The following is a 13,416-nucleotide window of genomic DNA, read 5'->3' as shown; positions in this document are numbered from 1 at the left end:
CATTACACCACAGGTTTGTTTTGTACATTGAACGTAATATTACACACATTAAAAAATTTACGTCCTAAACCTGCAGGTACACATTATCAAATGTAAGAAAACCCCTCAAATTCAGCAGCATAATGTAAATTAGTACAGCTATATTAAACCATTCAATCGCAGTATCATCTAACTCCAAAACTTCACCATTTGCACGAACAGGAAATACTCACCGAATTTAAGCAACCCTCCACAAGAGAAAGGGCCTTTCGGAAGTTAGTTTCGGCTTATCAGGAGCGGGTGTACTGGCATGTTCGTAAGATTGTTATTACACATGACGATGCAGACGATGTGACTCAGGAGGTTTTCATTAAAGTGTACAAACACCTCGATGAGTTCAAGGAAAACTCTCAGCTATTTACCTGGATATACCGAATAGCTACCAACGAAGCACTGAATCAGCTCAAACGAATTAAACGAAGAACTGCACTCTCTATAGACGATGTTCACAAAGAACTTTCTAACCACCTGACACACGGTCAATTGATTAACGGAGATGAGATTCAGATGAAACTCCAAAAAGCCGTATTAAAACTGCCCGAAAAGCAGCGACTGGTGTTTAACATGAAATACTTCGATGACCTGAAGTACGAAGAAATAGCAGAAATAACCGGTACCAGCGTGGGTGCCTTAAAAGCCAGCTTTCACCTGGCTGTTAAAAAAGTAGAGGAAGAACTGAACGCAGATTAAACCTTCTAACCATTTGAAAATCAAAGTACCATGAACAAAAAAGGCCGACATATTAAGCTTGAAGACCAACCCGAACTGGCCAAGAATATTTTCGAGGTACCGGAGGGTTATTTCGATCGGCTAAATAAAGACATACTTGAAGCCGCAGAAAGAGAAGACAGCACGCTTTACAAAAACGAAAAGCTGAAGACGCTTCCATTCGAGGTTCCTCAAAACTACTTCGAAGAGTTAACGGAAGAAATAATGGCCAAAACTGTGGGCCGGGAACGTAAAGTAGTTCCGCTTTATAAGCAAAGTCCAATGCGCTGGCTGGCCGTAGCGGCAAGCTTAGTGCTTATCGCAAGCTTTTACTTTCTTTCGCCTAAAGCACTGCCCGAAAACAATGAATCAGGCCTGGAGCTGGTCTCTGACGATACAATAATTGATTACCTCAATGCACAACAGGCCTTTCAAAACGATATTTTCAGCGATGTAGACTCGTTCGATCTGATACTGGACGAAATAATTGCCGAAGAACTTAATAGTTTTGCTGACCTGCTAACTACCAATGCAGAACTGGATTACCATTTTGAATATTTTGACTACTAAGATCATGAGATTCGCATATATACTTTTGTTGGCAATTGCCTGCAACCTTGTCGTAGCACAAGATCGCAATGGCAGAAGCTCTGACGACTGGGAAAAATTAAAAGCAGCCCGCATAGCCTTTTTGTCGAACAGGCTGCAACTTACCAGCGAAACCGCACAAAAATTCTGGCCCATTTTCAACGAATATGAAAAGGAAAAAGACGCTTTGAGTAAAAAATACAACGAGCAAAAAAGAAACCTTGTGGGGGCTAACGGATGGAAAAACATGACCGATGAAAATGCCGATAAAATGCTTGAGGTATATCTGGAGCAAAAACAGGCAGAACTCGATCTGGAAAAGAAATACCTTACCCGTTTTAACGAAGTACTCGATAAAAATCAGATATGGATGGTTATTCGAATAGATTCTGATTTCAGGCGGTCTTTAATGAAGCGCATAAGTGACGATAAAGACAGGCCTAATAGGGATAATGGAGGAAACAGACATTTTCCCCAGCAAAATCACTAGAAGGCAAAACTTCGTAATAACAAAACCCGACCGGCTCTGTTGCCCATAAAGCAGCAGAGTCGGTTCTTTTTTAAACACATAGCCACCGGCCTCTAACGCGCCAGACAGTTCAGGTATATGTTTTCTTTTTCGTTTGTAGCCTGCCGGCTTTGCCGTAATTTGCAACATGGCGCATCTCTCCCTTTTTCAACTCAATCACCTGATCAAAAGCCAGCTGGAAAACAACCTGGCTGGTTCCTATTGGGTCATTGCAGAAATAAGTGAGCTTCGGAACAACCAGAAGGGCCACTGCTATATGGAGTTGGTAGAAAAGGAGAATAACTTCATTCAGGCCAAAATAAGAGCTAACATCTGGGCCTATACCTACCGCACACTCAGCCAGCAATTCGAGCAAGCCACAGGTTCTACCCTCAAGCCGGACATCAAAGTACTATTCAATGTGAGTATCAATTTTCATGAAGTATATGGGCTCAGCCTGACCGTTAACGATATAGACCCCAACTTCACTATTGGAGAAAGGTCGCGGCAGAGAGAGGAAACCATTCGCAAGCTCAAAGAAGAAGGTTTTTTAAACCTCAATAAGTCGCTGCCCCTACCTCTGGTACCTCAGCGGATAGCCGTCATTAGCTCACTCACCGCAGCAGGATATGGCGACTTCATCGATCAGCTAGAAAACAACTCGCAAGGTTACGATTTTCTGATTGAAAGCTTTAACGCCACCATGCAAGGAACAGAAACCGAAAACTCAATTGCCAAAGCGTTGGAAAACATACGACAGCGCCAAGAAAAGTACGACCTCATCGCCATAATCAGAGGGGGTGGTGCCCAAACCGATCTGGACAGTTTTGATGGCTACAACCTGGCCAAACTCATTGCCTCGGCTCCACTGCCGGTTCTTACGGGCATTGGTCATGAACGTGACCAGACAGTAGCCGACCTTGTGGCCAACACAGCATTGAAAACGCCAACAGCCGTAGCCGAATTTATTATTTCAGGCATGGACCGGTTCTATAACCAACTCTACGATCTCAATACACGTGTAGAAAGAGGGGTGAGAGATAAGTTTAATATGGCTAGGCAACAGTTGGTTCAAATGGGGCATCGGCTTGAAAGATCAGGCCTCAATTATCTAAAACAAGCCCAACAGCTTCTGTCAGATAAACAACATATGCTTAAATTCGCCAGCAGAGCGCAGGTAGAAAAAAGCCGTTCTCTGTTGACGGGTCTGGAGGATAAAATTAAGCTTATAGACCCGGAAACAATCTTTAAGCGCGGATACTCCATTACCCTGAAAAATGGAAGGTCAATCAACCAACAGCCGATTGCAGTGGGAGACGTGCTGATCACCAAAAATCAACACACACAAATTGAAAGCAAGGTGACAAACATAGAAAATGAGCAGTAAAACAACCTATAAAGAAGCTCTCCAGCGAATCAATGAAATTGTGGAGAGAATTGAAAACCAAAACCCCGACATTGACGAACTGTCGAGCCTGGTTAAAGAGGCTACAAAGCTAATCAACGACTGCAAAGCCAAGTTGGAAAACACAGAAGCAGAAATACAATCATCGCTTGAAAAACTCAATTAACTCCCATGACCGAGCAACAAGCCCTCTCCGAAATTAAAAAGCTCACAGAGCAAATCAATTACCATAACGAACTCTATTATCAGAAAGACCAACCTGAAATTTCAGACTTTGAGTTCGATCAATTATTGGAGCAACTTATTGCCCTTGAAAACAAGTTTCCTCAGTTCAAGTTCGAAGACTCCCCCAGCCAACGTGTAGGAGGAACCATAACCAAAAACTTCGAAACGGTTGTTCATAAATATCCCATGCTTTCTTTGGGCAACACATATTCTAAAGAAGAACTCATAGACTGGGATAATCGGGTAAAAAAAGGACTGGGAACTAATGAGTATGCATACTTCTGCGAACTAAAGTTCGATGGAGTGGCTCTGAGCCTAACCTACGAAAAAGGAATATTGAAGCGCGCAGTAACCCGTGGCGATGGCACACAAGGAGACGACATTACCGCCAATGCTAAAACCATACGAAGTATACCCTTGCGTATTGGCACACAAACTCCTGATAGTTTTGAGGTTAGAGGAGAAGTCTATTTTCCAAAAGAGCAGTTCGCCCGGATCAACGCTGAACGGATTGATGCCGGAGAAGAGCCTCTGGCCAACCCCAGAAACGCAGCTTCGGGTACGCTAAAAATGCAAGACTCTTCGGTAGTTGCTTACCGAAAACTCGACTGTTACCTCTACTCCCTTCTTGGCAAATCCGTTGAGGTAAATACTCATTCTGAGTCTATTGCCCTGCTGGAAAAATGGGGCTTTAATGTTTCACAGACCTACAAACGTTGCCAATCTATAGAAGAAGTACTCGACTATATAGCCTATTGGGAAATCAAAAGACACGAACTCCCATCAGAAACCGATGGAGTAGTGATAAAAGTAGATAGTCTCCACCATCAAAACGAACTTGGGTTCACAGCCAAAAGCCCCCGGTGGGCCATTGCCTACAAGTACAAAGCCGAAAGTGCCTCAACCGTTTTAGAAAGTATATCTTACCAGGTGGGCCGCACAGGAGCCGTTACTCCCGTAGCCAATTTAAAACCCGTGCTCTTGGCCGGAACTACCGTTAAAAGAGCATCGCTGCACAATGCCAACGAGATCAAACGCCTGGATCTCCGCCTGGGCGACACAGTATTCGTAGAAAAAGGTGGAGAAATCATCCCTAAAATCACCGGTGTAGACCCGCTGGCCCGGCCGGTAAACAGTCAACCGGTAAGCTACATAAGCCATTGCCCGGAATGCCAGACCGAACTTATACGGAAAGAAGGAGAAGCAAACCATTACTGCCCCAATACAGAAGGATGCCCTCCTCAAATACTGGGAAGAATTGAGCATTTTATTCAACGGAAAGCCATGGATATAGACAGTCTTGGCTCAGAAACACTCAGAGGCCTTCTGGACAAAGAGTTAATTCATGACTATGCCGGCCTATACCAGCTCACTTTCGATGACCTGAACGGCCTGGAGTTTCGTATTTTCTCAGAGAAGAAAGGTGAATACAGTGCCCGAAGCCTAAGGGAAAAATCAGCTTCCAATATCATAAAAGCCATTGAAGAATCGAAGAAAGTACCCTTTGAACGAGTTCTGTTTGCCCTGGGTATCCGCTACGTTGGCCAAACCGTGGCAGAGAAACTAGCCCGCCACTTCAAAACTATCGACAACCTGATGAATGCCTCCTTGGAAGAATTGGTTGCCGTGCCCGAAATTGGAGAACGCATTGCCGAGAGTGTGACAGATTTCTTCAGCCATGAAAAAAATCAGAAACTAATTGCCGATCTTCAGCAAGCCGGACTCCACTTCCAGATAGAAGAAACGGAAGAGGTAAGTGAAAGCCAAAAACTGACAGATCTTTCTTTCGTAATCAGTGGAGTATTTCATCAGTTTTCGCGAGACGAATTGAAGGAAAAGATTAAACGGAATGGCGGCAAAGTAGTCTCATCCATCAGCGCTAAGCTAGACTACCTTGTGGCCGGAGAAAACATGGGACCTGCCAAATTGGAAAAGGCCACTCAATTGGGCATTAAAATCATCTCAGAAGATGAATTCATTCAACTCATCAACAGCTAAATGTCAATACTAGGAAGGAAGATTCTGGGGCTTGTCAATAAGCCCAGAAAACGCGAGTACAAAGAGCCTATACCACCATACGAAAAGGCCACTAACATTGGCGTTCTCTATACCTATGAAGGCGAAAAGAAAGAAGAAAGCATAAACCACCTGGTTGAAGAACTGGGTAAGCATAAGCACATTCAAGTACTTTGTTTTGTGAACCAAAAGGAAGTACCATCTCTCAACCGTGCCACTCTGAAAATCGACCAGATTAGTAGTTGGGGCAAACTTAATTCTCCGGAAACCGAAAGCTTTTTAGACACTTCTTTCGACTATCTGCTACATCTCGATTTTGAATTGAACGAAATTGTTCAAACGCTGTTAAATCGTACAAAAGCCAAGTGCAGGGTTGGTTTTCACTCTGAAACGGCCACCAATTATTATGAATTGATGATTGGTATCAACAAAAGTGCCGGGACTGCTAATTTTGCAGAGCAAATGGTTAAATACATTAAGGCAATCAGGTAAATGGAAAAATTACATGGAACAGGAGTGGCGCTTATAACGCCATTCACTCAAGAAGGGCTGGTAGATTATGATAGTCTTAAGCGAGTACTCGACTTCACCAGCGAGGGAGTTGACTATTACGTTGTTATGGGAACAACCGGTGAGGTAGCTACACTCACTAAAAGCGAGAAAAAAGCAATTCTAGCCTTCGTGCGCGAAAATAACACGAAGAAATTACCCATAGTATACGGCATTGGCGGCAACAATACCGCGGCCGTACTCGATGAAATAAACGACACCAACTTCGATGGAGTGGACGCTCTACTCTCAGTGAGTCCATACTACAACAAGCCTAGTCAGGCAGGTATTATTGCTCACTTCCGAAAAGTGGCCGATGCAAGCCCGGTTCCGGTAATACTTTATAATGTTCCGGGCAGAACAATGTCAAACATGCTGGCCGAAACTACGCTTGCTCTGGCCCAACATCCTAACATATTGGGTATAAAAGAGGCCTCAGGCAAGCTCGATCAGTGCCAAAGTATAGCCACCCAAAAGCCAGAAAACTTTCTACTTATTTCCGGAGACGACCTCATTACCACCGAAATTATGGAGATGGGCGGCTGTGGAGTTATCTCAGTTTTGGCTAATGGGTTTCCCATAGAATTCAGTCAGATAGCCCGATTGGCACTGAGTGGCGATTTTAAAAAGTCTAAGGAGATTTCTAACAGCTTTGAAGCCATAAACCCGCTAATGTATGTAGAGAGTAATCCGGTTGGGATAAAAGAGGTATTGAGACAAAAAGGGGTATGTAACAATCAGGTAAGACTACCCTTACTCCCTGCTACTGAAGAACTTAAGCAGAGGATAGCCGCGTTGCTCTAAACCAAAAATTGAGACAATAAAAAAGCCAATCAAGCAATTGATTGGCCTCTTTATATAAATACGGTTTCCGTATTAGCTATTCTTGATGTTTTGAACATCGATTCTGATTTCCTGAGCTAGGTTCTTAAGCTCTTGCATTCCTTTTCTAACTCTAGTACCAGCAGCCTGGTTACCTTTGTCATAGAATTTTGCGAAATCGTCCTCAAGTGAATCTACTAATGCTTTTACTTTGGCAAATTGACTCATATTTATCGTGTTTTAAGGTTGTTGATAATATTGTTTAATTCAGAGCAATATAAAGCAAAATACTCTATTCACAACAATAGAGGCACTTTTTTTTGAGTTTTACTCACCAAAGGCGAGGGCCAACTCTTCTTTTCTATACTCCCCTGATGTAAGTTTTCCTTTAATTGCTTCAAAGGCTGCGATGGTCTCCTCAACATCCTCCAAAGAGTGCGATGCCGTAGGTATAAGACGAAGTATGATCATACCCTTAGGTACCACCGGATAAATAACCACCGAACAGAAAATATTGAAGTTCTCTCTCAGGTCTTTGCTCAGCGCTGCAGCCTCTCCTACTGTACCGTTCAATACCACAGGAGTAACCGGAGATTCTGTTGTACCAATGCTAAAGCCTTTCTCTTTCAAGCCACTTTGCAAAGCATTAACAATCGTCCAAAGCTTGTTCTTATGCTCCGGATTATCGCGCAACATAGAGAGCCTTTTAAGACCGCCAATGACAAAGGGCATTGGTAAAGACTTGGCAAAAATCTGAGATCTCATGTTATACTTAAGGAACTTAATGATCTCCTTGTCTCCAGCCACAAAGGCACCAATAGCCGCCATAGACTTGGCAAAAGTAGAGAAGTAAAGGTCTATTTCATCCTGACAACCCAAGTGTTCGCCTGAGCCGGCTCCGGTAGCCCCCATAGTTCCAAAGCCATGTGCATCATCTACCAAAAGCCTAAAATTAAACTGACTCTTCAGCTCGGCAATTTCCTTTACCTTACCCAGGTTACCGGTCATTCCGAAAACCCCTTCGGTTATTACCAAAATACCTCCACCGGTTTCTTTGGTAATTTTTGTAGCCCTTTCCAACTGCTTGGCAAGGTTCTGAATATCGTTATGAGGGAAAACAAAACGTTTACCCATATGAAGCCTCACTCCATCGATGATACAGGCATGAGACTCTGCATCATACACTATTACATCTTTACGATCTACCAGAGCATCTATAATAGACAAAACTCCTTGGTAGCCATAGTTAAGCAAGTAAGCCGACTCTTTCATTACAAACTCGGCCAATTCCTGCTCGAGTTGCTCATGATAACTGGTATTACCAGACATCATTCTGGCTCCCATCGGGTATGCCATTCCCCAGTCGGCAGCTGCCTGAGCATCAACCTCTCTTACTTCGGGGTGATTACCTAAACCCAGGTAATTGTTTAAACTCCAGGTCAATACTTCTTTTCCCATGAACTTCATTCTTGGAGCTATCTCTCCTTCTAGTTTTGGGAACATGAAATACCCTTCTGATACGTCTGAATGCTTGCCTAGTGGGCCTTGATTAGACAATAATTTTTCAAATAAATCCAACGCCTTAGTGCTTTAATAGTCGATTCTCACTTATTCAAAGAAGACGCAAAGGTAATACTATAATAACCATTTATCAAAAATAGAGACACATATAAAAGACTGATTGGTTCTCAAAACCAATATTATTAATTAGCATTGCAAGCGAGAATTTGAGCCTATGTCAGAAAGTAAAATTAAGAAGATCTTAGTGGCCAACCGAGGCGAGATTGCCATCCGTGTAATGAGAACTGCCCGCGAAATGGGCATCAAAACCGTGGCCATTTACAGCGATGCAGACGTTCATTCACCACACGTGCGCTATGCCGATGAAGCCGTAAACGTTGGGCCGGCTCCATCCAATCAGTCATACCTTAAGATGGATAGAATCATAGACATCTGCCTTGAATTAAACGTAGATGCTATTCACCCCGGCTATGGTTTCCTCTCTGAAAATGCCACATTTGCCAAAAAGGTGGCCGAAAAAGGCATTATTTTCATTGGCCCTTCTACACACGCTATAGAAGTAATGGGCGATAAACTTGCCGCAAAAAATGCTGTTAAAGCATACAACGTGCCCATGATTCCGGGGGTAAACCATGCCGTTACAGACTTGGCCGAAGCCCGAAAAATTGCTGAAGATATTGGATACCCCGTACTCATTAAGGCCAGTGCCGGAGGCGGAGGAAAAGGCATGCGTGTGGTAGAACGGCCTGAGGATATTCAGGAGCAAATGCAGCGTGCCATGAGCGAAGCCGAATCGGCTTTCGGAGATAAATCTGTCTTTATTGAAAAGTACATCGGTTCACCTCGGCACATAGAAATTCAGGTGCTGGGCGATCAGCATGGCAACCTGGTATACCTTTTCGAAAGAGAATGCTCTATACAACGCAGACACCAAAAAGTAATTGAAGAAGCCCCTTCATCCGTGTTAACTCCCGAATTAAGAAAAGCTATGGGAGAAGCAGCCATTGGTGTGGCAAAAGCATGCGACTACTACGGTGCAGGAACGGTAGAGTTTATCGTAGATGAGAATCTCGACTTCTTCTTTCTGGAAATGAATACGCGTTTACAAGTAGAGCATCCTGTGACCGAAGAAATAACAGGCATTGATCTGGTAAAAGAGCAAATACGGATTGCCGAAGGACACCCGCTAAGCTTCAGCCAGGAAGACTTGAAGATTAAAGGACACTCCATTGAAGTACGGGTATATGCTGAAAATCCCAAAGAGAATTTTCTTCCCGAAACCGGCCGTCTTGAAACCTATAAGATACCCCAGGGGCCGGGAATCCGTGTAGATGATGGCTTTGAAGAAGGCATGGATATTCCGATCTATTACGACCCTATGATTGCCAAACTTGTGGCTACGGGTGAAAACCGGGAACAAGCCAGAATGAGAATGCTCAGAGCCATCAATGAATACGAAATCACAGGCATTAGCACTACGCTCGACTTCTGCTCCTTTGCCCTGAAGCACGATGCCTTTATCAGCGGTGACTTCGATACAAAGTTTGTTCAAAATCACTTTAAACCGGGGTATCTTGATGCTCATAATGAAGAGGAAGAAACCATTGCCATTGCTCTGGCTGCCTATGCCCTTGAAGAAAAGAAAAAAGCTACCAACCGTGCCGATGCGAGCGGACAGTTGAGTAAATGGAAGTTGAGAGCAAAGCAATAGTATGGCGAAAATTCTACCCTTTAGGGCATGGAGATACAACAAGGAGCTATCTCGTACTATAGATGAGCTAACCTCTCCGCTGTTCGATGTGATTTCCGAAAAACAGCGAGACGCTCTATATGCTATACCTTACAACAGCATACACCTGAGCGTTCCATTGAACTCGGAAAGCCCGCTAGAAGCACGGCATACCATTACCCAGTGGAAAGAGAAAGGAATAATTGAGCAAGACCCAATTCCCGGAATTTATGTGTATTACCAGCATTTTGCCCTACCGGGAAGCGATAAAAATTACGTAAGAAAGGGGTTCGTTAGCTTCATAGAAGCCACTGATTGGGGAAAACCCGACTCCGTTATTTTAAGGCATGAAAACACCATCCCTCACTCGGTAGCCGATCGTGTAGAAGTATTGAAAGCAACAGAACTGAACGTTAGTCCTACTCACGGTCTATACTTCGATCCTGACTTTGAGCTGGAGCAATACATGGATGAAAGCCAGCTAAACCCTATTTATGAAACGGAAGACTACCAAGGGGTAAAAGATGTACTTTCAGTGATCCACGATCGAAACATTATTCAAAAGTTCATCGACAAACTAGGCCCTGAGAAAATCATTCTTGCCGATGGTCATCACCGACTGGAGAGCTCCATACAGTACAGGCAGGAGATGGTAGAAAAACAAGGATCCGGAGGACATGAAGGCTTTAATTTTCACCTTATGTACCTCACCAATGGCGAGGCTGATGATCTTCGCATTCTGCCGACTCACCGACTCATAAACGGCATTAACGATTTTAGCCGAGAGGACTTTATGAAGAAGCTGGAGCCTTATTTCTTCATTCGCCCTATAGAAAACCCGTATGACATTACGGAGATAATTCTGGGTAAGCAATGGGCTTTTGGTCTTCTTTTTAAAGATGAAACCTTTAAAGTACGACTGAAGCCTGAAGCACTGGATGCAATGGAGTGGAATTTTCCAGAGGTTGTAAAGCGGCTGGATCTTACCGTGATGCACTACTTCATCATAGAGAAAGCACTTGGTATAAAAGGCAAAGACCAGCGAAAATCCAGAAACATTTCTTTCGAAAGAAATTTCGCCACCTGCCTGAGCAAAACCATTCGCAACGAAGCCCAGTTTGCCATCATAACCAAAGAAATAAGCATGGACACGGTAAAGGAGGTATGTCATTCCGGTTATACATTACCTCAAAAATCGACATATTTTTACCCAAAAGTGATTTGTGGCTATTTATTCGGATCTATAAAGGATGATGAATTTACCCTACCGTTTAATCCTTGGGAGTAAATCTCCCAGAAGGCAGGAGCTACTAAAGAACCTGGGGCTTGACTTCGAAGTTCGGGTTAGGCCTGTTGACGAAACATTCCCTACTCATCTGGAAGCCACCCAAATGGCAGAGTTCATTGCCAGAAAGAAGGCCGAAGCTTTTGATGACCTACTAGCCTCAGAATTGGTTATTACTTCCGATACGGTTGTGATATGCGATGGCAGGGCGTTGGCTAAACCGGCCAACCGAGATGATGCCAAAACCATGCTGCAGGCTCTTTCCGGCAATAGTCACCAGGTAATCACAGCCGTATGTCTCAAAACCCAAAATAAAATCACCTCATTTTCAGAAAGTACATTGGTCTACTTCGATGCTCTCGAAGCCGCTGAAATAGACCATTACATAGACCTTTATAAGCCTTTCGATAAAGCAGGAGCCTATGGCATTCAGGAATGGATTGGCATGATTGGTATACATAAAATTGAGGGCGACTATTACAATGTGATGGGGCTGCCGCTTCATAGGCTATACAAAACGCTAAGGTCATTCACTTCGCAGGTCTAACCTTATCTGCAAAACTTTTGGTTATCCGTATTCAACAAAAAAGCACCCCTTTAGGAGTGCTTCTTAATTGATAATTATGAGTCTGTATTAATTAGTTCGTTGCAGGAGCAGCAGCCGGCTTTTTGGCTTGCATTTTTTCTACCAAATCCCCATCCTTCAATCGCTTAGACACTACAAAGAATGGCCCTGAAATAACCTCCTGACCTTCATCTAAACCGGATAGTATCTCAATATTGTCGAAGTCGCTAATGCCGGTTGTTACCTCTACCATTTTAGCCACTCCCCCTTCATTTACAAAAACAACTTCTTTGAGGTTGTCTTCACTGGCCAGTCGGTTAGAGGCCGGTGTAGCTGTTGTCTCATTATCATTTTCTCCGTTAGCTCCTTTGAAGTTTGGATTACGGGTAGTTACAGCCGCTAAGGGCACTGAAAGTACATTCTGCTTGGTTGTAGTGATAATCTCAACACTGGCTGTCATACCCGGACGGAAAGGTGAAGGACCATTAATTTCCGATAGCAGGTCGGTAAAACTCTCGTTGAGAATTCTTATTTCTACTTTGAACTCTGTAACCGCATCGGCCGAAGCTTTTGGATTAGCCGTGTTTGCAATTTGAGTGACTATACCCTTAAACTTTTTATCCATCTGAGAGTAAGAATCCACATCAATAATTGAGGTATCACCCACACTCACTCGAATAATGTCATTCTCGTTTACATCTACTTCAACCTGCATTTGGTTAAGGTCTGCCAGACGCATCATTTCTGTACCGGCCATTTGCTGAGTACCTACCACACGCTCTCCCTTCTCTACGTTGAGTTTAGAAATTGTACCACTGGCAGGAGCCGTAACCACAGTGAGTCTCACGTTTTCCTTAGCTTCATCAACTGTAGCTTGGCTCGATTTGATAATGTATTCGGCTGCCTTCACGCTTTCTTCTGCCGCCTCCAGGTTATACTTGGCCGTGAGATAGTTAGACTGAGCCGTTTCAAAATCGGCATCTGAAATCACATTCTCTTTTCTCAATTGCTCTGCCCTTTTGAAAGCAAGTTCTGCCTGAGTGAGCTGTGCCTCGCTGCGGGCCTTGTTGGCCTTGGCAGAGGCTAGGTTGGCCAATTGTTGGTTAAGGTTGGCCTGAGCTCTATCTAAGGCTGACTGTAAGTTATCAGGCCTGATTTTAACCAGCACCATGCCTTCATTGACAAAGTCTCCTTCTTCTACATTCAATTCTATAATTTCCCCTGCAACATCGGGGCTTATGATAATTTCTGTTACTGGCTGAACCACGCCCGAAGCAGTAACTTTTTCTATAATGGTGTTACGGCTTACCTTTGCCATTTCTACAGACAAGGTTTTCGCACCACCAATAAAGCCTGCTTGCTTACCTACAATAGCAAATATCATAATGGCGGCTACTGCTATCAGTAGTATCCAGACAATTCGATTCGATCCTTTTTTCTTCTTAGCCATGTTGTT

The 13,416-nt window shown here is 43.7% G+C and carries 14 protein-coding genes; 11 read left to right on the top strand and 3 right to left on the bottom strand.

The genetic code is table 11. The features are described 5' to 3' along the window. Positions 1–189: 189 nt before the first annotated feature. The 8 genes from B3O12_RS05940 (at position 190) to dapA (ending at position 6,842) form a co-directional block, all read left to right on the top strand. Positions 190–729: an RNA polymerase sigma factor gene (locus tag B3O12_RS05940; protein ID WP_189630611.1), complete on the top strand. Its 540-nt coding sequence runs from the start codon at positions 190–192 to the stop codon at positions 727–729. 30 nt (positions 730–759) lie between these two features. Further along, positions 760–1,317, top strand: a complete 558-nt coding sequence (locus B3O12_RS05935) for a hypothetical protein (RefSeq protein ID WP_189630610.1) — start codon at positions 760–762, stop codon at positions 1,315–1,317. Positions 1,318–1,321: 4 nt separating this feature from the next. Continuing rightward, positions 1,322–1,825 carry a Spy/CpxP family protein refolding chaperone gene (locus tag B3O12_RS05930; protein ID WP_286745284.1) on the top strand — a complete coding sequence of 168 codons (504 nt, stop codon included), beginning with the start codon at positions 1,322–1,324 and terminating at the stop codon, positions 1,823–1,825. A 166-nt stretch (positions 1,826–1,991) separates the two neighbouring features. After that, the gene (gene xseA / locus B3O12_RS05925) at positions 1,992–3,230 is read left to right on the top strand and encodes an exodeoxyribonuclease VII large subunit (RefSeq protein WP_286755641.1); all 1,239 of its coding nucleotides are present in this window, start codon (positions 1,992–1,994) and stop codon (positions 3,228–3,230) included. Further along, on the top strand, positions 3,220–3,414 hold the full coding sequence (gene xseB / locus B3O12_RS05920) for an exodeoxyribonuclease VII small subunit (protein WP_189630607.1): 195 nt from the start codon (positions 3,220–3,222) through the stop codon (positions 3,412–3,414). The genes xseA and xseB overlap by 11 nt, the downstream gene beginning before the upstream one ends. Positions 3,415–3,419: 5 nt before the next feature. Then, positions 3,420–5,471, top strand: a complete 2,052-nt coding sequence (ligA, locus tag B3O12_RS05915) for an NAD-dependent DNA ligase LigA (protein WP_286755640.1) — start codon at positions 3,420–3,422, stop codon at positions 5,469–5,471. After that, a complete protein-coding gene (locus B3O12_RS05910) occupies positions 5,472–5,981 on the top strand; it encodes a DUF6913 domain-containing protein (RefSeq protein ID WP_286755638.1) in 510 nt (169 codons plus the stop codon). It begins immediately after the preceding gene. Continuing rightward, positions 5,982–6,842, top strand: coding sequence for a 4-hydroxy-tetrahydrodipicolinate synthase (gene dapA / locus B3O12_RS05905; protein ID WP_286755636.1), 861 nt, complete (start codon positions 5,982–5,984; stop codon positions 6,840–6,842). A 72-nt stretch (positions 6,843–6,914) separates the two neighbouring features. Here dapA and B3O12_RS05900 read toward each other — a convergent pair whose 3' ends face one another. Both B3O12_RS05900 and B3O12_RS05895 read right to left on the bottom strand, forming a co-directional pair. Further along, positions 6,915–7,088, bottom strand: a complete 174-nt coding sequence (locus tag B3O12_RS05900; RefSeq protein ID WP_189630603.1) for a histone H1 — start codon at positions 7,086–7,088, stop codon at positions 6,915–6,917. A 99-nt stretch (positions 7,089–7,187) separates the two neighbouring features. Beyond that, entirely contained in the window at positions 7,188–8,438 is a 1,251-nt protein-coding gene (locus tag B3O12_RS05895; RefSeq protein WP_286745271.1) for an aminotransferase class I/II-fold pyridoxal phosphate-dependent enzyme, read from the bottom strand. Positions 8,439–8,595: 157 nt separating this feature from the next. Here B3O12_RS05895 and accC point away from each other — a divergent pair, with 157 nt between their 5' ends. From accC to B3O12_RS05880, 3 genes are read left to right on the top strand one after another with little or no spacing between them, the layout of a single operon-like run. Then, positions 8,596–10,092 carry an acetyl-CoA carboxylase biotin carboxylase subunit gene (gene accC / locus B3O12_RS05890; RefSeq protein ID WP_286755634.1) on the top strand — a complete coding sequence of 499 codons (1,497 nt, stop codon included), beginning with the start codon at positions 8,596–8,598 and terminating at the stop codon, positions 10,090–10,092. A 1-nt stretch (position 10,093) separates the two neighbouring features. Continuing rightward, positions 10,094–11,398, top strand: coding sequence for a DUF1015 domain-containing protein (locus B3O12_RS05885; RefSeq protein ID WP_286755632.1), 1,305 nt, complete (start codon positions 10,094–10,096; stop codon positions 11,396–11,398). Continuing rightward, entirely contained in the window at positions 11,364–11,942 is a 579-nt protein-coding gene (locus B3O12_RS05880) for a Maf family nucleotide pyrophosphatase (protein WP_349675965.1), read from the top strand. The genes B3O12_RS05885 and B3O12_RS05880 overlap by 35 nt, the downstream gene beginning before the upstream one ends. A gap of 91 nt (positions 11,943–12,033) precedes the next feature. On the opposite strand, the gene B3O12_RS05875 is transcribed toward B3O12_RS05880, so the two are convergent. Further along, positions 12,034–13,410, bottom strand: a complete 1,377-nt coding sequence (locus B3O12_RS05875) for an efflux RND transporter periplasmic adaptor subunit (RefSeq protein WP_286755630.1) — start codon at positions 13,408–13,410, stop codon at positions 12,034–12,036. Positions 13,411–13,416: the final 6 nt, after the last annotated feature.

Source organism: Roseivirga sp. UBA838 (genome assembly GCF_002296035.1).
Classification (GTDB): Bacteria; Bacteroidota; Bacteroidia; order Cytophagales; family Cyclobacteriaceae; genus Roseivirga; species Roseivirga thermotolerans.
Note: the sequence above shows the minus strand (reverse complement) of the source record. Positions and strands in the feature narration are given on the sequence as shown.